Annotated in this window: 18 protein-coding genes; 16 read left to right on the top strand and 2 right to left on the bottom strand. The window is 47.8% G+C overall.

The window, feature by feature from the left end:
* Positions 1 to 222 precede the first annotated feature (222 nt).
* The 11 genes from ACXX82_RS19535 (at position 223) to ACXX82_RS19585 (ending at position 10,937) form a co-directional block, all read left to right on the top strand.
* The gene (locus tag ACXX82_RS19535) at positions 223 to 423 is read left to right on the top strand and encodes a hypothetical protein (protein WP_458563518.1); all 201 of its coding nucleotides are present in this window, start codon (positions 223 to 225) and stop codon (positions 421 to 423) included.
* Positions 420 to 710, top strand: coding sequence for a hypothetical protein (locus tag ACXX82_RS19540; RefSeq protein ID WP_458563519.1), 291 nt, complete (start codon positions 420 to 422; stop codon positions 708 to 710). The genes ACXX82_RS19535 and ACXX82_RS19540 overlap by 4 nt, the downstream gene beginning before the upstream one ends.
* A gap of 79 nt (positions 711 to 789) precedes the next feature.
* Positions 790 to 1,293 carry a hypothetical protein gene (locus ACXX82_RS19545; RefSeq protein ID WP_458563520.1) on the top strand — a complete coding sequence of 168 codons (504 nt, stop codon included), beginning with the start codon at positions 790 to 792 and terminating at the stop codon, positions 1,291 to 1,293.
* 295 nt (positions 1,294 to 1,588) lie between these two features.
* Positions 1,589 to 2,485: a hypothetical protein gene (locus ACXX82_RS19550; RefSeq protein WP_458563521.1), complete on the top strand. Its 897-nt coding sequence runs from the start codon at positions 1,589 to 1,591 to the stop codon at positions 2,483 to 2,485.
* 393 nt (positions 2,486 to 2,878) lie between these two features.
* Entirely contained in the window at positions 2,879 to 4,087 is a 1,209-nt protein-coding gene (locus ACXX82_RS19555; RefSeq protein ID WP_458563522.1) for a tyrosine-type recombinase/integrase, read from the top strand.
* 351 nt (positions 4,088 to 4,438) lie between these two features.
* On the top strand, positions 4,439 to 5,482 hold the full coding sequence (locus ACXX82_RS19560; RefSeq protein ID WP_458563523.1) for a terminase small subunit: 1,044 nt from the start codon (positions 4,439 to 4,441) through the stop codon (positions 5,480 to 5,482).
* A 908-nt stretch (positions 5,483 to 6,390) separates the two neighbouring features.
* Positions 6,391 to 7,104 (top strand): hypothetical protein, encoded by a 714-nt coding sequence (locus ACXX82_RS19565; RefSeq protein ID WP_458563524.1) that lies wholly within the window; start codon positions 6,391 to 6,393, stop codon positions 7,102 to 7,104.
* A gap of 5 nt (positions 7,105 to 7,109) precedes the next feature.
* On the top strand, positions 7,110 to 7,907 hold the full coding sequence (locus ACXX82_RS19570; RefSeq protein ID WP_458563525.1) for a hypothetical protein: 798 nt from the start codon (positions 7,110 to 7,112) through the stop codon (positions 7,905 to 7,907).
* 76 nt (positions 7,908 to 7,983) lie between these two features.
* Positions 7,984 to 8,613 carry a helix-turn-helix domain-containing protein gene (locus ACXX82_RS19575; RefSeq protein ID WP_458563526.1) on the top strand — a complete coding sequence of 210 codons (630 nt, stop codon included), beginning with the start codon at positions 7,984 to 7,986 and terminating at the stop codon, positions 8,611 to 8,613.
* 50 nt (positions 8,614 to 8,663) lie between these two features.
* Positions 8,664 to 8,906: a hypothetical protein gene (locus ACXX82_RS19580; protein ID WP_458563527.1), complete on the top strand. Its 243-nt coding sequence runs from the start codon at positions 8,664 to 8,666 to the stop codon at positions 8,904 to 8,906.
* 57 nt (positions 8,907 to 8,963) lie between these two features.
* Complete coding sequence (locus tag ACXX82_RS19585) at positions 8,964 to 10,937, top strand: hypothetical protein (RefSeq protein WP_458563528.1); 1,974 nt, start codon at positions 8,964 to 8,966, stop codon at positions 10,935 to 10,937.
* A gap of 27 nt (positions 10,938 to 10,964) precedes the next feature.
* Here ACXX82_RS19585 and ACXX82_RS19590 read toward each other — a convergent pair whose 3' ends face one another.
* A complete protein-coding gene (locus tag ACXX82_RS19590; protein ID WP_458563529.1) occupies positions 10,965 to 11,843 on the bottom strand; it encodes an SHOCT domain-containing protein in 879 nt (292 codons plus the stop codon).
* 421 nt (positions 11,844 to 12,264) lie between these two features.
* Here ACXX82_RS19590 and ACXX82_RS19595 point away from each other — a divergent pair, with 421 nt between their 5' ends.
* Together ACXX82_RS19595 and ACXX82_RS19600 are read left to right on the top strand one after the other, a co-directional pair.
* Complete coding sequence (locus tag ACXX82_RS19595; RefSeq protein WP_458563530.1) at positions 12,265 to 13,344, top strand: S1 family peptidase; 1,080 nt, start codon at positions 12,265 to 12,267, stop codon at positions 13,342 to 13,344.
* Between the two features lie 1,214 nt (positions 13,345 to 14,558).
* Positions 14,559 to 14,786, top strand: a complete 228-nt coding sequence (locus tag ACXX82_RS19600; RefSeq protein WP_322237597.1) for a DUF4148 domain-containing protein — start codon at positions 14,559 to 14,561, stop codon at positions 14,784 to 14,786.
* 285 nt (positions 14,787 to 15,071) lie between these two features.
* Here ACXX82_RS19600 and ACXX82_RS19605 read toward each other — a convergent pair whose 3' ends face one another.
* Positions 15,072 to 15,641, bottom strand: a complete 570-nt coding sequence (locus ACXX82_RS19605; protein ID WP_458563531.1) for a nuclear transport factor 2 family protein — start codon at positions 15,639 to 15,641, stop codon at positions 15,072 to 15,074.
* Between the two features lie 389 nt (positions 15,642 to 16,030).
* On the opposite strand from ACXX82_RS19605, the gene ACXX82_RS19610 reads away from it, so the two are divergent.
* Genes ACXX82_RS19610 through ACXX82_RS19620 form a run of 3 tightly spaced genes read left to right on the top strand, consistent with a single transcriptional unit; the run spans position 16,031 to position 20,047 of the window.
* Entirely contained in the window at positions 16,031 to 17,215 is a 1,185-nt protein-coding gene (locus ACXX82_RS19610) for an acyl-CoA dehydrogenase family protein (protein WP_458563532.1), read from the top strand.
* 10 nt (positions 17,216 to 17,225) lie between these two features.
* Positions 17,226 to 18,374 (top strand): acyl-CoA dehydrogenase family protein, encoded by a 1,149-nt coding sequence (locus ACXX82_RS19615; protein WP_458563533.1) that lies wholly within the window; start codon positions 17,226 to 17,228, stop codon positions 18,372 to 18,374.
* A 53-nt stretch (positions 18,375 to 18,427) separates the two neighbouring features.
* Positions 18,428 to 20,047: an AMP-binding protein gene (locus ACXX82_RS19620; protein WP_323506802.1), complete on the top strand. Its 1,620-nt coding sequence runs from the start codon at positions 18,428 to 18,430 to the stop codon at positions 20,045 to 20,047.
* The last annotated feature ends 74 nt before the right edge of the window (positions 20,048 to 20,121 follow it).

Consider the following 20,121-nt stretch of genomic DNA (forward strand, 5'->3'; position numbering starts at 1 on the left):
AAAAAGGGGAACGGGCTTTGCAACCCGAATTATCCAAAGCGGACAGACCGCGCAATGCGGTTTTTTTACGTCTGTACACCCTTGTTGCCCCTTCATTGGGCGGCACTGATGGGAGGCTTCGGCCTGCCGGTTGCTTTGGATACCGGTTTGCAAACCTGTCTTTGTCGCCCACCCCGCTTTGCAACGGGGAGCGGATTTAATACTATCCAAGGAAGTCACAACATGTTCAGCATATCCACGTCCGCCCAATCCCGCTTACAAACAATTCAACGTCTGACACGGCAATCCAGCGCCATGGCTGCGATTCTATCGGCGTTTGACATGCTAACCTCCGATAGTCAAAGAAACGCCCTGGCGCACTGCCATGAGCTTGCTACCGATGTTTCTATTGATCTGTCCGCATTGATCGGGAGTACATCATGAGCGCCAAATCCAAACAATCGATTATCAAAGCCCGTCAGGACTCCCTCGAAACCGTTCAAGCGCTCACTGAAAACATAGATGCAGCAGCGTTGAAGATCAATATTCTATTGCGGGCAATTGTCGACAGAATTGATTTATCGGGCTTTGGAATGAGCGATGAGGAAATGCACACTATCGCTGCTATCGAATGTTTTGTTTCGTGCGCCAGAACCTCAACCGATGCAATCAATAAAATGGCTGCTGAATCCCTTGACGTCATTTGTGGGTTAGCGCGAGGTCCAGCATGATCAATCGCAAATTCATTGCAACATTTTCTTTGGCCTTGGTCGTCGGTTGTCAGCACGATTTGGGTAATGGCGGCAATTAATGGCTAAGCGTGACTATACGAAGGGATCTATTTCGTATGGCTTCGTTCCGCTCCCGAAGGACATTATCCAATCACCTGAGTGGCAAGCGCTGCCACCGAGTGCGGTAAAACTTGCCATTGACTTGATGGGTCAATACACAGGTAAGAATAACGGACGGTTGTGTCCATCGTTCGTCGCCATGGAAAAGTCGGGATGGACCTCGAAGCATACCCTTATTGCCGCAAAGCGGGCATTGCTCGACTGCTCGTTCGTGGTGTTGGCGCGGCTCGGCCATGCACCTCGAACTGCTGATTGGATTGCCTTTACCTGGTGGAAGCTTGATTTTGAAAAATCGATGGATATTGATCCTGCAAAATTTCCTTACCTAAATTTCGTAAAGATGGGCCATGCCAATATAGGCAAGGATCAGAAATTACATTCTGTGGTGCAGAAACTGCACCTCGAACACCAAAAAAAGGCGTCAGGAGGTGCAGAAACTGCACCACAAGGGATGTTTTCATGAGGTCCATCGGTGCAGTTTTTGCACCTCTGCTCATAGACAAACCGGTTTTTGATCTGTGGTGCAGAAACTGCACCTGTTCTAGAGGTTGCCATCTGTAGGTGTTTTTCTCTTCGGTGTTTGCTCTTGAATCTAATGATTTCAAGGTGTAAGGAAGTGCGAGCGGTCCAAGAGATACTTGAAAGTTAAGGCTCTTAATGACATCGGCGCAACTTGATCTGCATGAAATAACAAAGGATATTGAAACAGGGGGATTCATCACAGCATCCATGAAACCTCCTGTTTTACTAAGAACTATATGGCTATTCAACTACCCGACCACTTGCGCCGTAAAGTCCTCGACATGCGCCGTATCCATTCCCTGCGCCAGGTGGCTGAAATGACCGCTTTGCCGTTGGGGACCGTGAAAACAATATGCTCCCGGTCTGGAGAGTTTCGCGACAATCCGAAGCACCGAGAGTTGTTTACGCTGCCGCCGATCCAGGTCAGCGCCAGTACCGATCTGACCATCCCAGAATTGCCGCCACAGGAGGATGTTACCGGCGATAAGGAAGTTGACGCGTTGCTGTGGCTGCGCTCGGTCATTAGCACCGGACAGCCTGCATTGATCGAAAAGGCTATGCTTGGTGCCAGTCGCATCAAAACGCCGCTTGCCGAATTAGAGAAGCGCTACACCAAGCACTTGGTCACTCAGCATCCCGGAGCCTTTATTGCAGCATTTGCATCGTTCGGCTTTGCTGATCTTGATGATCTGGCCAAGCGGTCTATCGTAAAGCTGAGCAATCAGCAGGAGGCCCGCGCTCGCTTCGGCGATGACGTGTACGCGAACACGCCAGCAGAACTGTTTTGTATTGAGGCCCTCTATGGACTAAATCGCGGAACTATATGGATCTTCGATAAGGAAGATGCAGACAAGAGATTTGCGGCGCGCATTGACCTGGTACCACGCACACTGAGCGACTGCCTACATGAGCTAACCTATTGGGAACGTCTGTACAGATTGCGCCATGCTGTTGGCGGTTATGGCGACCTAATCCCCGAAGCATCGTCACGTGACGATTTTGTATTCCGTTGCCTTGCGCGCATTCGTGCCAAAACAAAAGACGAAGCAATCGCCGTGTTCCGCTATATATCTGTATCTGACCGAATGGACCAAGACGAGATTAACGGCATACTTCTGAACTTGATTGGGTGATTATTGCATACGGCAATCGTACGCGTGACCGTGAACGTAGTCACTGATTCTGAATTACTTCCCTTTTTTAGGAAGGACATACATGTCATGCAACCGCTTTAATTCAATGGTTAGCCCCAGAAATTTCCCCACCCACGTCGGAATAGGGACAATCCCGTGCAGCCAACGACTTGGGGTTGTCCGCCCAACTCCCGCCATACGGCAAAAATCCGCTGAACTCCATTCGAGGTCAGTTAAGGCTACTTTAAAGTCTTCAGATGTCATGAACTTCTACCTTCCGTTCTTAAAGAATTAAATATTACCGATATTCCTTATATGGTGCAATATTTATATATATATATGAATCATTTAGGGATTTTATAAATAGTCATACATGAGCGAAAATAGCCATAAATGACTAAAGAAAATAACGGTTATTATTCTCTCAGTTTTCTTAAATTTGAGGGAGTGAACATGGCATCGAAACGTAGACGCGCATCTGGTACTTGGGAATTTATTGTAAGAAATAAATTGCTACCTAGGACAATTTCTCTTTCTTTTGTAGATGAGGCTGAAGGCGATGCCTATGTGGCTGAACTGGAAGCAAATATACGTGCTGGCAATGTACCTTTGAAACATCAACGTCCGCGCATGGTGACAATAGCCGGCGCAGTCGAGCAGTACGAAATCGATAACGCGGTGCCTATATCGGACAGTCTCATACTTGCGGTAATCGTGAAGCGAAGGGGCAGAGATCGGCTTGGCGATGTCACCTATGATTATGGTGTTACTTGGGTGGCGAAAATGAAGCGGGAAGAAAATTTAAAACCAAGCACTATTCGCCACTATGTCGGCGCATTAGCCCGCTGCCTGGATTGGGTGGTCAACCGCAAGCAACTCGCCGAAAACCCTATTCGACAACTTCCTAAGAGCTATTCGACCTATAGCGAAACTGATAAAAATTTTGCGAAAGCTAAGAATCCAAACGCACGGTTTCACGATGAGTCCCGTGACCGTCGTCTGTCCCATGTAGAAGAGGTAAACATAAGATGGATCATGCGGGGTGCCAAGCTTCATAGCCGAGAGCGCCCTCTAGCTTTAAGATATCAAGGCGCATTCGAGGCAATTTTCGATATCGGTTTGGGTTCTTTAATGCGTATGCGTGAAATGTATACTTTAACAATCGAACAAGTCGACATTCCGAACTTTAGGTTCTTGCTTGAAAAAACAAAAAATGGTTCTAGGCGGCAAGTACCCATGTCAGCGCCAGTAATAACTGCATTAAAGCGATATATGGCTCAGGTCGAATCCGGCGAACGAGGGATGAGCGAATTCTCCTTTGATAATGGTTTCCTTTTTCCGTGGTGGGATGGTGATAAATTGCCAGCAACATTGAGGAAGGTAACCGCTAAATTATCTGCTCAATTCGGGCGTATTTTTGAAGCAGCAGGCTGCACAGACTTTTCGTTCCATGACATTAGGCACGAGGCAACAAGTCGTCTTTACGAGCGAAATAAATTATCCGACCTAGAAATAATGAAGATTGGCGGATGGAGCAGTATCAATATGCTGAAGCGATATACCAACCTTCGAGCTAGCGATCTTGCGTTGAAAATGGATTAAGTCAAACTTCATGGCCATGAGATTACGATATCGTCATCAACGTTAATGGCAAAGGCTTAGCATTGCCAGCTTTGTCCCGTCCCTCAATGAGGGCGGGATATTGCGCCGCTATAAAGAAAAGGTGACCCCCTCATTCTGACCATACTGAGGTCAGGCCGATAGGTCGCCTGATGGTTGCCATCCATAACCATCTAAAAAGATGTCAGCAAAACTGCTTTGATCTTTTACTCGTCTATCTTTTGCCTCTTCAGAGCCGCGCTTAATTATCGGACGACCGGAACGATTGGCAAACCGCTTATTTGGATAGGCCGTGAGTGATGAATAATAACCGTATCAGATATGGGAGATGGTATGGAACGCTTAACCAAACAACAATGGATTGACGCACGCACTCGATGGGAAGGTGATCCTTCGCTAAAGTTTATAAGGCTCGCTAACGAAATGGGCGTGAGTCGCCAGGCTATCAATAAAACCGCATTAAAGCAGGGTTGGACTAAGGGCGGGCAACCGAAAAAACCACCTAAGAAGGTTGGTGAACTCCTGCAACAGCAACCACTTGTGCAACCATTAAAGACTGAGCCGAACCCCTTGCAAGTTCGCCTGACTCGCGCACAAGAAATAGTTAATGGATTTAACCTGACGCCCCGCATAAAGCTTTTTGTCGTGGAATATTCCAAGGATTTAAACGGGACTCAGGCAGCGATTCGATCTGGATATAGCGTGAAAACTGCCAATGAGCAGTCGGTACGCCTGTTAGCAAATGTTAGTGTAAAACATGCTTTCGACGCGATCATGAACGACCGCATCGAACAAGGTATTTTTGACGGTGACAAGATCATTCAGAATTGGGTCACGATATCGCAGATCGATCCAAACAGCTTGACACAACACCGTCGAGTTGCTTGCCGCTACTGCCATGGCGCAAACCATCGATACCAGTACACCCCCGCTGAGATGGAGGACGCAAAGGTCATTCATGATGATGAGAACTGGAGCCGCATTGCAAAGAAGTTGGATGCATTGGATTGGGACAATAAAGGTGGACTTGGCTTCAACGGTACGCTCGACCCACATCCTGATTGTCCCGAGTGTTGGGGCGAAGGTGTCGGAAGCCTATTCTTTGCAGATACCCGAAAACTTAGCCCCGAGAATCTTCCACTGTTTGCCGGTGTAAAGCAAACGAAAGACGGGCTTGAGATCCTGACGCATAGCCAGGCCGATAGTCTGGATAAGTTGGCGCGTCATTTTGGCTTGTACCGAGACAAGTTGGCTGAAGCGGTTGCAGGAAGCTATACCAAAGAGGCTCTGGAAGAGAAATTCGCCGATGCAATGCTTAGGGCGCAGGAGCGCCAGCAGGAGATCAGTGACGAGCGTGAAATAAGTACTGGTGGCTAAAAATAGCCTTCCAGATGACCATCGATTCTTTGATTTTCGGACGCCAGTATTTCTATCCGCTTCGGTTCGCTGATATGTACATCGGGTATCGCCAAGCATTGATCAGAGCGATCTTTATCTAACGTCGTGACTAACTCGCCTGTTATTAAATGTTAATGTCAAAGAGAGTTTTGAATTGCTCATAAAGCGAATTAAGTTACGCTTGTACGTGCGCGAGAGCGGAGAGGTCAGCGAACTAGAACGGTACTGACACCTAATGATTGGATGGGCAGTGGCGGGAAGTGCTACACCGACTTTGTGGCGATAAATCTACATACCCGCAAACTGGGTATGTACGGACCTACATATGGACGCAACTCGTATCTACAAATCCTGGCAAGCGCGATCCCCGCAACTGGAAGGACGAGGCAGGCCGTGATTTTATTGATTTTGTTGCATCGAATCTAAATACGGACGCATCCCGTATTTACAAAACTACTCGCGGTATCGGCGGTGGAACATTCGCTCACAAGCAGATCGCTTTGGCCTATGCCGTACCGGTTTAAGCAACTTAAAAATATCTGGAGCAATTTTCTTACACTGACAGGCGTGCGCGAGGATAGGCAATGCCCTTAAATTTTAGGCCATCTATTCCAGGCATTAAGATGCTTGCGTCTGGACAGACTTTGTTTGCTCCCCCTAAAAAGGGGAACGAAGGGCTTGGCTGGCTGCACGCTCACAATCACAGCATCCTAATTTGTCCCAAAAAGAGACTCACGCGGTTAGCGAATTTCCGACGTTCACCCAAGCTTGATTTTATTCTACAGAAAATTCTCGGAAACCGTCCAAATACCCCGTTTTATGGGAAACGAGGGTCCGGACCATGATTGTCGGACATGACAATAAGACTCTTTCAACAGGAGCCATTCATGACCGACCAAACTAAAGCCCGTCCATTCCCACTTTTGTGTACAAGCATTTTTACCGAGGTTTGGCCTGCGCAACCCGATGCCGACATGGAGCTAACCTTGCGAATGGAGTCGCTTGCGTTCTCTGCAAATGGTGGAGATTCTGGCATTAGTACCGCGATCTTTCAACTGCAACATACTTTCAAAAAATTGTTTGATAAAGTGGGCTTCACGCACTTTTTACAGGTTGCGTACCAACAGGAGTTGGCAGATGGAACTCCAATTGTCGACACGCTTAATGCGTTAAACGCAGAAGTCTCCGCTGAACTCGATAAAGCGACGATAGATTTAGGTCGATGGGCAGAAGGCACGAAACTTCGCTTTAACGAAAAGATCCCGTTCATTTTTGCCGCTGGAGATTTGAAGGAATATCTCGAAAGGAAAATTTACTGGCTGCAAGGCTCAATCCGATTTGTCAACGAAGGCCGACAGACTAGTGTTGCCGACCGCTATCGCGAAGCCGGACTAACCGATGATGAAATTAGTCGCATTGGTACACGTTCTCCCGTCCCGAGCGCTGAATTAATGACGCTAGGAATAGAAGAATTAAAGAATAAAATTCAGCATCTTTCCGATTTCATAAACGATGCGCCGCATTACCAAGTAGAAAAATTACATGGCATTGAACTACCCAATCTTGGCTATCACCAGGCCAACCTTGAACGGTCCAGATAAACATCATGGCGACTAGTTCAAGCGTATCTACGAGCGCGAAATCGATTCTAAAGTCGGAGTGGACCGGGTTAAACGAGAACCTCATTGCAAAATTTTATGCGGTCGACTCCAACGGATCGCGAGTCGGGCAAGACCAAACCGAGGTCTGGGCACCGTTGATCGACTCAAACTTAGAGGCCGTGTTTGGCTGGCAATCACCATTTGAGCATAGCAACCCCGATACAAAGGCACCGGCTTTAACCGCGATGCTTCAGTCTGGCGTATTACTCCCTGTCTTAAACGCCCTGAGCGGCGGCTCCAAGAGTTCTAATGGCCCGACTAGCTCGTCCGACAAGGGCGCGCTCCAATCAGCGCTGCAGAGCGCTCAAGGACGAACTGGCATCACAAAACTTAATAGTACGCAGATTTTTAGTGGGATGCCGCCGCTAAAATTCACGGTGAGCCTTTTATTTCGGGCGATTTTCGATCCTGCCACCGAAGTCGAAGCGCCGTTGCAGCAACTTTGGGGGTGGGCGTTACCGCAAAAATTAAGTAACGACGGCATCGTAGCGCGTGTCATAAGCCAGAAAAACGGTATCGCTGATTATGTCTCAGCGCTATTACCTAGTTTGGCACCAACGATGATCGGTTTTCAATACAAAAGATGTACTTATGGCCCCCTAGTTATCGAGAGCATCGGCGAGCCATTATCGTCACCAATTGATAAAAATGGTTTTTATACCGAACTCGTCATTCCGATGACGTTGTGCTCACTGACCGCACTTGACCGCGATGACATGCACCGAATTCGAACTCGAAGTTAATTATCGCAAGCTATTGAAATCGACTGTTCCTCGCAGTTTAACGGTGTCCCAACGCAACGACTTTTGAACATTAAAAATGACAAATCAAGGCCCAAGCACCAAGACCGGATGCTCGCCCGCCCAAATGCTCAACGAAACAATCCGGAAACGCATAGTTACCGCTCGCTTATTAAGTCGCCTGGACCAGAAGGACGCAGCAAAGCGGTTGGGTTATTTCAACTCTTCGGGACTTTCAAAAATCGAGAGCGGCATGGCGAAGATCCCGAAAGACTTCATTATCCGCGCCGCCGTTGCCTACGGCGTAAGTTCTGACTACTTGCTTGGCCTATCGAGTGAGCCAGAGCGCGATCCAAGGATGGCAGATCACATGGCGATTATGCGCGGCCTCGACGCAACGATCAGTCAGCAGAATCACGCCCTCGCCTCAATCCTGCTCAAGAACGCCAGCGATATGATTCCGATGGAAGGCCATCTATTCACGCTACTCGCACCAGTGAGGCGCTGTATCGAAGCCTTCGAGAGGGATTGCCGTAAAAATAAGCAATTCCAAGATGACGTATTAGGTGGTGCCGCCCTGCAACGTGCCATTGATGAGATTCAAGTCGCTTTCACCCAAGCTAAGAAATTCATGGAGCACCGTGCTGACTTGGCGGTGGCACGGACTGAAGCTCTGGCAGATAGTCAATCATATCCACTGTTTGAATAGCAATGAGCGGTACTAAGCAACCCGTCAATAAAAATACAAGGCAATAAAAAATGGCACTTAAATCTGATGCATTAGGATTTCTCCAAGGTGAACCGGTTGGATGGGGACGTGCCATTAAGTTATGGTGCGAAATCCGTGATGAGGTTCACGCTCTTAGACAATCACTGTCTGGAAGTGCGGCGCAAGCTAAGCGTATGACATCGAATAGCGGCGGGAGAACTCCGAACGTTGCACCAACACCGCGCCGTGTATCGGTTGATGCTACACCTCGAATGCGCGATGAGAGAGGCTGATTCACGGCTGCAACGAATAATGCATCCGCTGCTGCTTCGATTGCCGTTAATGCCGCATTGAATCGTATGCTGAAGACTACGGAGCGCGAGGCGGTAAAGGTAGAGCGAAGCCACAACGGTCGCTTTAAGACTAGCGGTAGCAATAAATCCGCACGTGGTTTTGTTACTGTTGATGAGCAAATGCCTAGCCCAGCATGGCGATCACCCGCATCTAAAGTTGGAGCACTAGCATCTAGCGCAGCCCGAGCAATTGGCGAAACTCCTGACGTTGATCCAAGCATCGCAGCCACAAAAGAATTTGGCTCTATTGTTGCACCGCTAGGCCGAGGCTTTGGAAAGTTGCTTGGAAAGGGCGATGACGATAAAAAAGATGCTACTTGGCTAAAGAGAATTTGGCAAACTTTGCGCGGATCGAGTGAAGACGATAGTGCATTTCGTAAGGTAGAACTAAGAAGACTCGCAGCCCTTGATAAACGCCCAAACGTTGAGGGGAAAAATGCAGCAGGAGGCGTCGGAGGAATGTTTGGCGGACTGATGAGTAAGTTACCTAGTCTTGGTGGCATAGGAGGACTAGCGAGTGGCGCATTAAGCCTTGGAAAAGGTTTTATGAGGCGAATCCCTCTTTTAGGAGCGCTCTTCGCTGGAGGATCAGCATTAGCTAGTATTTTTGGAGGCGATGATGCTGATAAGACGCCAGAAGAAAATCGTAAATCTCGTTTTACTGGTGGTGGATCTGGAATCGGTGCGCTTATCGGAGGTGGCCTTGGCGCATTAGGTGGGCCAGTAGGAATAGTCATTGGCGGGATAATTGGAGATAAGGTCGGCGAGTTAGTGGGAGGCTGGCTATCTAAATTTGATTGGAGCAAGGTTGGCGATCAGATCATTGTTACATGGAACTCTGGCGTTGCCATGTTCACGTCAGCATGGAAGTCTGTAACTGACACTATCAAGCCTATCGCCGATGTTGCAAAAATGATTCTCGATGGTGTTGCTGGCTGGTTAAAGGGCAAAGGAATAGCTCTATTTGATGGCACTGCCGCCCTTGCTAATAGGGCTAATGATGCGGTAAAAGGTGCTACTGGTATTGATGTTAAGGCTGGGGCCGCTAAAGCGACGGAAGTTGTTTCTAGCGCTACTGCCGCAGGATATGACGCAGCAAAGTCCGGTGTTGGCGCTGTCATTAATTATGGCAAAGATCGCGCAGCAAAGATGGCATCACCAATACTAAACACAGTTGGATTGGGTAATTTGATTGCAAGTCATGAGGGTGATTACGGCTCTTATAATCGTGGCATGTCTGGCGATGCAAAGGGCAAGAAGCTAGATTTTTCTAGCATGACTATCGATGACATCATGGCTCAACAAGCAAAGCCAAGAGGTGACTCAGATCGATTATTTGCGGTTGGAAAGTACCAGATAATCCCAAGCACCATGAAGGGCGCTGTGGCCTCTATGAAACTATCTGGTAACGAAAATTTCACGCCAGAGCTTCAGGAGAGAATTTTTTCAGAGTATTTGGCAGATAAGAAGCGCCCTGAAATCAGCGGCTACATTTCCGGAAAACATGATGACGTCAATAAAGCTACACTAGCCGCATCGAAAGAATGGGCCTCGATAGAAGACCCTTTAACAGGCAAGAGCTACTATGATAAAGTTGGCAATAACAAAGCGGCCACTTCAGCGAAGGCAATCAGTGATGAACTGATCAGCGCTCGCTTAACTTACCAAAATGGGATTTCTAATGGGATGGATGGTAAGAAGGCGATGGCATATGCCCTATCTGCGGCATCTATTTCAATTCCGTCAGTAAGTGCGATCCCTGCAATGCCATCCATTTCTGGAGTTAACCCAGTCCCATCCATACCAGATTTGGCCCCAACATCAAGCGTTACGCAAATCAATACCAATAAGCCGCCAGTCATTCAGGTTGAATCGGCTAAACGTGACGTTGGGCAGGATTTAAGCGACCGTCGAATCGCCCATATAGCGACTGCTGGACTGAGTGGTTCGGGTACCTTCGGGTACAAATAGTCCTAGAGGACTCGAAAGTATTCGCAGCTAATCTGAGCAAATGTTATCAAACGTAGCATCTTCTCCGATAGTGCAAACCGCAGTTATTTTATTTAATTTTTTCCATAAAAATTTGCAGTTTGCCTCTCCTGTTCCTGTACATGCTTCCATTTCTGGTCTGTCATGGCATCGCTCATTATGTTCTAAGCAGGTGTCTGCATTTTCAGAGTGGAATGGCTCCCATCCTGCTTCGATCATCTTCATACGAACACTTGCATACCCTTCATTTTTCGTGAATAAAGGGGCGGATATATCCTCGCTTCTTTGCGGAATTTTCGTTGATTCAGGTTCTATTTTTTCTACAGCCGTCGCTATTAGGTTGTGCTCATCAGGAGCGGCGTCATTTTTTTGGTCGGTATTTTTTGGTTTTGAATATTGAGCGATTAATGCCTCGGCACTTACGATCTGAATCTGATATTCACCTTTTTGTTTGTCGCTCCATTCAATTGTGTAGCCAGTTGATCCGCCTGCACCGTCTATTCTCGTATTTGCTAAGCAAGCACGGAAACCACTTTCCTGATCATAAGAAAGTGCTTTGGCACCGTCGAGACCAAGTACTTTAGGGGCCAATCCATTTGCACCAACTAAAGAAAACAAGGCACCAACTTGTTTATTTAAAATTTCGACTACTTTTTTCTTTGCGTCACTACTATCACACGCCGGTGTTAATACAGAACCTCCGTATTGATATCCAAGGTAAATGGTGACCAGTGCGAATGCCAACATCCAATTCCAAATTGGCCATCTTCTTTTTTTTGGGGAGTTATTAGAAAGGAGGCTTTTTTTCTGTACTTCAAATTCTGCTTCGGTAACGATGCCCCTGTTTTTTAAATCAGCCAGTTTCTCCAACTCATCCGAAGTGCTCATTTATTTAATCCTGACCATGGTTGATTAATTTGCAATAAATGAATACTATTTATAAATGAGTAATTGCGCAATAGAAACATTTGTCGAAAATTTTAGATGTAGTCCTTATCGCTACACCTGCTGTAGAAAAAATATTAACGGTTGATTTAGTTATTTTTAATCTTTATTAACGGCATGAATATCGACGAACATGTTCAAAAAAGTAAATGACTGATATTTAAACGGCAAAATGTTGTGTTTTTTTGACAGTTCATATACGTTCGTTTTGAACATAGAGGCAAGGACGATTATCGATGGACAATAGTTTGAATAATATTGTCAGATAGTAATCCTTAGTGTATTTTATTGAAATGATAAGTATTCGTTGCCGCCGTACAGTCTCAGATTGCTATGCCTGTTTGATCAGAAAAGGAACTACCACATGTCTTTTTCACCGTTTTATATCGATACTTTTGGGGAGTTCATTAAACATAAATGCGAGCTTCCGTTTGACCGCCAAACAGAATCACCTCTCGCGCCTTTTAAGATTTCAGATCCTTTTCGACTTCGTAAAGCTGTGGTTCCTGTATTTCATAGGTATCCCGATGGTCGGATTGAGGGAATGGGAACTGCCTTCCATGTTGACGGCTGGGGAGGATTTCTAACGGCCGACCATGTTATCGCTGCCATTAGGGGAAGCGATTTAACACCTCGGTTAAGTGCTAGCATAAATATAATGAAAGAGCCTCATGCAGTCCTTCTCTTAGGAATTGGGCTCATTTATGGGCAGCTTACTATTCCAACTTGGGCACTTGCTCCGATTACGGGATTTTTAACCGCTGTTTATGAAAAAGAGGATCCTTTGGAATTTATCAAGGGGAATAAAAGCTTTCAGATTGCTACCGACATTTCTTTTATGCAAGCCTTGCTATCGCCAGACGGAAACCCGCCCCATTCGTTACCAGTTAGGTTAAATGGGTGGCAGCCGACTATTGGCGAGAACGTACTTGCTGTTGGTTACTCGGGGTTGAAACCCAATAATGAAGTTGATGACAACGAGCTTCGGGCATTGGTTGAGGATGAAATGTATGGTGCGTACGGACGTATTACGAAGGTATTCCCTATAGGACGAGAGTCCAGCAATCTTACTCCAGGCTTCGAGGTGGAGGCTGACTGGAGGCCAGGGATGAGTGGCGGCCCCGTTTTTAACCAACGAGGTGAGGTAATCGGTATCGTCAGCCGCTCATTAGCGCCTGATGGCGAGTTAGCTGGAGTTGGATATGCCGCTTCTCTTGATCGACTATCAACGAATGGTCTTATATCCACACTGGATCCGTCGTCACCTGGATGTCGGTTAGGATTTGCCGCACTCCAGCGAGACCCTTGGCATCTTGCTGGAGTATTTAAAACTGAAAAGGAAGCAGTCCAGTTCGCTACTTCGTTAGGTGAAAATTATAAAGTCACGCCGGGATCGCACGCGATGGGCAGTGACGGTTTTTGCATTCATCACAATAAAAGTTAAGAAAATATTTTGCATCCATGTTTGCATCCATATAAGAAATTAAAAATCAATAGAGCTATAGCGCATATGGGCCTGTGTTGTTTCAGCGGTTCCGGTCTCGGCACCAAGACACTAGCAGTAGATCAGCATATAACGCCGCAAACCTAAGCCCAGCTTGGTTTTGCGGCGTTTTTGCTTTGTATCTGAATCTGTTGAATACCAGTAAAAATACCTAACTTACAGGGTCCAACTCCCCATATTTTCTCCATCGACTCTTACGTTTAGCGGAAGATCATAGTCGTACGAAATGAGCGTCCTACATTTCAGATCTGCTGAAACCTAATCATCCAGTGCCCGGGACCCGAAAAGTACTGTGGCAGTGATATTGGCGTGATCTCAGGCGGAATCGCGCTATTGGATGTGAACGATGACCGGGCCTTCTCCCACGATCGGCGGCTTCGCGTGGCTATTCGAAGCATTTTTCTGAATCCAGTCGCGCGCAACTTTCAAGCTCTCTTCGGCACCGGTCTTATCCTTGCAAACAGTCCTGCCGCTCCGCCATCACCATGGCGTAGAAGTGTGTAGCTCACGAGACCAGACACTTTCCTTAAGCTGGCTTCGACGTCAGCTTTGTGTTCTTCTAAACCATCGAAAAGCTGTTTTGCGCCGGGTCCCGAAAAGGTTCTTATTACCGCATGCATATTAATCTCCTTTGTGAGTGTCCGTCCTGGTGCCAATCTAGATCGGCTGATAGTCACTATCAATTTGGTTCAGTTCATATCTTCAGAGCGAGTTAACATTCGACATCACTGAAGCTGCGCCGTCTGTAGTGCAAGGCTTTCGTCGGACGTGGCACGAGGGTCTTGCCAGCGCATTTGTTTAACATAACTGATCGCGGACAGTATTCAAGCGGAGTGCTCGGGGGAAAATAGTATTAAATGATTTCAATCAGAAAATGGATTACTCGATTGTCTAATGTGCTTGGAATCAACACGATTGCTATTTTTTATTATTTCTAATAATGGAATAATTAATTATAAAATACGCTATTTATTGTTGATCGGAGAGGCTTTACACTTACTACTGTTGGTGGACGAATCACACAAGGGCATCGCATTTTGGTGTGCAGTGTATGGAAGCGATAATGACGCTCGTTCATTGATTTAGGACCCGAACGGTGTACTTATCTGCTTTCACCGAATTTTGTGATACCCATAACTTTATGGAGAAATAACATGAACGCCAAACCATTGATCGCTGGTTTGATTATTTTTGCTGCCGCTGCTGGGAGCGCTTTTGCTGAGGCACCATATCCAGCAAATGATCATTCTTCTTCAACTAAAACCCGTGCGCAAGTCATTGCTGAGTTGGCAACGGCACGTGCGCAAGGATTGATGGATCAAAGCTATACGACTTATCCGATTCTTGAGTTTGATAAGAAGACGACGAGCGCTGAACAGTAAGTTTGTCTCGAAATTGACATGACTTTAAAACTGTATTCATTTCGATTTAAGAATGTCGCTTGTAAATAAATGCGAAGAGGCCGCGCCTAGCGAGGCCTCTTTTTGTCATTGTGGAACAAAGAAGTCGCACGAGACGTGCGTGGTTATGAGAGTGTCGCCAGGAATCCGCTAATCTTGCTGCGTCGATAAGCGTGTTAACGACACCGATCAAAAATCAAAAAAAACGAATCAACACCATCGACCTAAGTGCAATACTAGATAGTGGCCGAAAAAATCTAGTAATAATTAAAGCGAATTGAACGGCGCATCTGCCAGCAGCGCATAGTAGGGATCGTCGGGCTTGCTTCCTCCGCGTGGCTGTCTGGTTTCACCAAAGCGTTGCGCTTCAGTCAGCTCGGGAACGACAGCCTGATTGATCCAATCATAAACAACGGTGCGTGCTGCAATCCGCCAATTGCCATCGCGCTTTTCAAATCGGTCTGCATAGCGACCGCATAAAAGCATTTCACGCTTTTGACCCTCGGCATTTCTGTCTTCTTGCAGCGCCTGAAAATAGCTTTCTACTGCCGCTACATCGTCGTGTAATTGGATAGAAATATTGCCCAGCATGTGCACCATTCGACCACCGCCCTTCAACTTCTCGAGCGCCCAATCAATAAACCCGTTTGCACTTCCCTGATAGGGGCCGTGACGATCTGTCGCATCATGCCAATAAGCCGAGCGCAAGGCCTCCTCGTCCACCCGATCAATTCCACGACAATAGCGAAAGAGACATTCCCGGATGGCTTCACGATCCAGTAATCCTTGTAATCCTTGTAATCCCTGTAATGCATGTAAATCAATTTGTGAAGTCATAAAAACACCTCCTGGGTGGAAATTGAATAGGGAGATCTGTTGGCATCTCAGCGCGGTGCGGATACGCACTTTTTAAAGTGCATCAGCAGTTCTAAGCGCTTTATGCAAGTGAGTCCAGGCCGGACCGCAAAAGTACCGTCGCACCTGCAATATACGACTGGGTATGCGGTGATCTTGCGGGGCCAGGTTAAATCACATCCGCGATAATCAAGCGCTCGATTGATTGCTAACCTGTCGACAGGTAATCTAAAAAAAGCGCGATTGTGACGAATTATCTTCTATTAAAAAATCTGTAGAGGGCAGTCGTACGCAGATGCGTTCAGCAGGATCCGCCCTGCATCGCGCATGCAGACGGATTCTTAAGCTGTTATTACCATCAGGGAGCATGCATGAATCGAGAAGAGTTGGATGAAGATCGCGCGTTCCGTGCAGAAGTGCGGGCGTTTTGTTTAAATAATGTGCCAGATACCATGCGAGCACGCGTCAGATCAGGTATGCGTCCAAGCATACCGGAATGGCGACAATGGCAACAAACTCTCTTCCGTCACGGTTGGGGCGCGCCGTCGTGGCCAAAGGAGTGGGGTGGGACTGGTTGGTCGCCGACACAACTCCATATATTTGAGCAGGAAGCCGCACGCGCCGATGCGCCTCCGCAATTTCATCAAGGTCTTGAGTTGATCGGGCCGATCATTTTTACGTTTGGGACGACAGAGCAGAAAGCACGCTATTTGCCGCGTATTTTGTCGGGTGAAGATTGGTGGTGTCAGGGGTATTCTGAACCTGGTGCGGGATCGGACCTTGCCGCGATACGGACTAAAGCGATACTGGAAGACTCCGAATACATCGTTAACGGACAAAAACTCTGGACCAGTTATGCGCAGGCCGCGACCATGATGTTTTGTCTGGTCCGGACGGATAGCGCAGCCAAAAAGCAGGCAGGCATCTCTCTTCTTCTGATTGACATGAAAACGCCTGGTATCAAAGTCAGACCTATTCTGACGCTGGATGAAGAGCATCATGTCAATGAGGTGTTTTTCGATGATGTCAGAGTGCCAGTGGCGGATTTATTAGGCGAAGAAGGAAAAGGCTGGAGTTATGGAAAAGTCCTGCTCGACCGGGAGCGTGGTGCAACCGCGACCTTGAGTGCGCGTCTTGCAAGACAGTTGGAATACGTGCGCGAGCGCGCTGGTACAGCGATGCAAGGACAGACTCCGCTAATACAGAATGCCGACTTTAAAACAAAGTTGGCGCAGTTGGAGATTGAAGTCATTGCGTTGGAATATTTAGGCTTGCGCACGCTGGCCGACGTTGTTGCAGGGATTGATTCTGGTCCACGCGGGTCGATGATGAAGGTTCGCTGGTCTGAACTTTTACAAAAAATCACCGAGCTATGGATTGAAACGCTGGGTTACGATGCGGCGCGTTTTGAAGCGCTCGACTCTGTTGGCGCAGAAGATATTTACGCGTCGTCGGGGCCGATGATGGGCTATTTATACAGCCGCGTGACGACAATTTACGGCGGATCAAACGAGATCCAACGCAATATCATCGCCCGCCGATCTCTTGGCTTGTAGGAGCAAATGCATGAATTTTACGTTATCGCATGAACAGCAATTATTGCAGGACAGCGCCGCCCGTTTTGTGCGGGAGCATGGCCGTTTTGAAGACTGGCAGAAAGCCTGCGTCGACAAGCGCGCATATATCAAAGAAAATTGGCAGAAAATGGCCGAGCTCGGCTGGTTAGCGATCAGCGTGCCAGAAGACCAGGGAGGATTAGGTGGCTCGGCGATTGACACCATGGTACTGATGGAGCAATTTGGTAAAGGGCTGGCACGTGAGCCTTATGTCAGTACCTGCATCATCGGCAGCACGTTGTTGCAACATGCTTGCAGTGAGATCAAAGAACAGCGACTGAACGCGATCATGATGGGAGAGTGTCGCGTAGCGCTAGGATTGGGCGAACCGCTGGGCCACTTCAACCTGGAATATATTGAGATGACCGCCACGGCTCAGTCCGGTGGCTATCAACTATCAGGAGAGAAAAGTCATGTTCCCGACGGCAGTACAGCGGACTGGTTTATTTTGCCGGCCCGGACCTCGGGTGCGGTTGATGATCCCGATGGCATCACCTTGTTTTTAGTATCGGCCAATGCACCTGGTTTAGTCCGGAAGAATTTTCGTAGTCCGGATCAACGTCATGTCAGTAGTCTGGTATTACATAATGTTGCAGTGTCAGACACTGCCGTAATCGGCACCATTGGCGGCGGTCTTGCATTACTGGAAATGGCTGTTGATCATGCTATCGCAGCGAGTCTGGCTGAGGCACTTGGCATCATGGAAGCAGCTTGCAGCGTGACGCTCGACTATCTTAAGACACGTCAGCAATTTGGGGTCACGATTGGATCATTTCAGGTATTGCAACACCGTATGGTGGATATGGTGATTGCCTGTGAAGAAGCCCGTTCAATGACCTATTACGCCACCGAGAATTTATCTAGTCCCGCACACGTACGCACGCGGGCGATCTCGGCAGCAAAAACGCGGGTAGGACAGAATGCACTATTCGTTGGACAGCAAGCAATACAACTGCACGGTGGGATTGGCACCAGCGATGAACATATCGTCAGCCATTATTTGAAACGACTGGTGATGTTTGAGCTCAGTTTCGGTAATATCGATTTTCATCGACAGCGTTACGCCTCATTAGGCACTGCTTGCAGCGACCAAAAATAAACCAGGTAAAAGGTCACAAAGGCATATTAAAACAATAGAGAGGAGATTGACGAATGGATTGGAACTTAGGAGACATTCTGGATGCTGTCGCAGCCAATATAGATGGCGAGCGCGCGGCGCTGGTGCAAGGCGATCGTATTATTACGTGGCGCGAGTTTGATCAACGCAGTAATCGGGTCGCACGTGCAATGATAGCGGGCGGGCTGAATCCAGGTGACCGTGTAGCGTTTGTGTCGCGTAATCATCCCGGCTACCTGGAGGGATTGTCTGCTTGTCTTAAAGCCCGTCTGGCCCATGTCAATATCAACTACCGCTACCGCGCTGAAGAAATTGGTTATGTGTTCAAGGACGCGGGTGTGCGTGCAGTTTTTTTTCAAAAAGAATTTCAACCGCAAATGGTGGCCTTGCGGAGTCAATTTCCTGATATCCAGCAATGGATCTGCATTGATAGTGATGATCAACCCGACAGTTTATCATTTGAAGAAATGGCAACGCAAGGGAATGGGACGCCGTTATCCATCAAGCGCTCCGGCGACGATTTTTTGTTGCTCTATACCGGTGGAACCACCGGCATGCCGAAAGGTGTCATCTGGCCAGGCGCAAAATATCGAGAGTGTCAGTTAGAGTCGCCACTACTAAAAAGCCGCCCCAACAATCTTGATGAACATATCGCTATGTTGCGGGCCATCACTTCTCCGAGCCGCTTGATTCCTGTTTGTCCAATTATGCACGGCACAGGATTGAATGCGTCGCTGGCTGAATTGTTTTGGGGTGGAACGGTTGTGTTGTTGCCGTCGCCGTCTTTTAATCCTGTTGAGTTATGGCAGGTTGCGGCGCGCGAGAAGGTGAATAAGGTCTTGATTGTTGGTGACGTATTCGCAAGACCGATGTTGCGCGCGCTTGATGAGGCATCTGAACCATATGCCTTGGACGCTCTGCAAGTGATCAGTTCAGCAGGGCTGATCTGGAGTCATGACATCAAGCGGGGATTGTTGCGTCACTTGCCACAACTTGCGCTGGCAGATAATTTTGGCGCGTCTGAAGCTTCAGGTCTCGGATTTTCCATCACCACCGTCCAACAATCGATTACCACCGGCAGTTTCCACGCTGGTGCAAGAACCGTGTTGATTACCGATGATGACCGTATTCTTGGGCCCGATCAGCCGGGTGAAGGCATGATTGCGCGTGGCGAACCATTGCCATTGGGGTATTTCGGCGATCCCGAAAAAACTGCTTCAGTATTTCGTTACATTGATGGCGCGCGATATGCGGCTCCGGGTGACTGGGCGCGCCGTGACGAGCAGGGCTTTATGCAACTGATTGGTCGCGGCAGCCTGGTGATTAATACCGGCGGTGAAAAAGTATTTGTCGAAGAAGTGGAAGAGGCTTTGAAATTATTGCCCGATATCGATGATGCACTTGTAGTCGGGTTGCCAGATGAAAAGTGGGGCAGCGTTATCGTGGCGCTTGTCAAATCGCGCAGCGGGGGCGAGTTAGATAAAACCCTGGCACATCAGCTTTCGTCGTCCCTTGCTGGCTACAAGTTACCCAAAGCCATTTTTAGCCTGGATATTTTGCCACGTAGCGACGCTGGCAAAGGCGATTATCAGACCGCACGAAAAATTGCTACGAGATGCATGGCAGAGCGCGAGACCTTACATCAGCAAGGCTGAGGCGGATCGTTATGACGTTGGCTTACGTTTGATACGTATGTCACGTATTCAGCAACGCACTGCAAAAAATTACT

The sequence above is a fragment of the Glaciimonas sp. GNP009 genome, assembly GCF_054343755.1.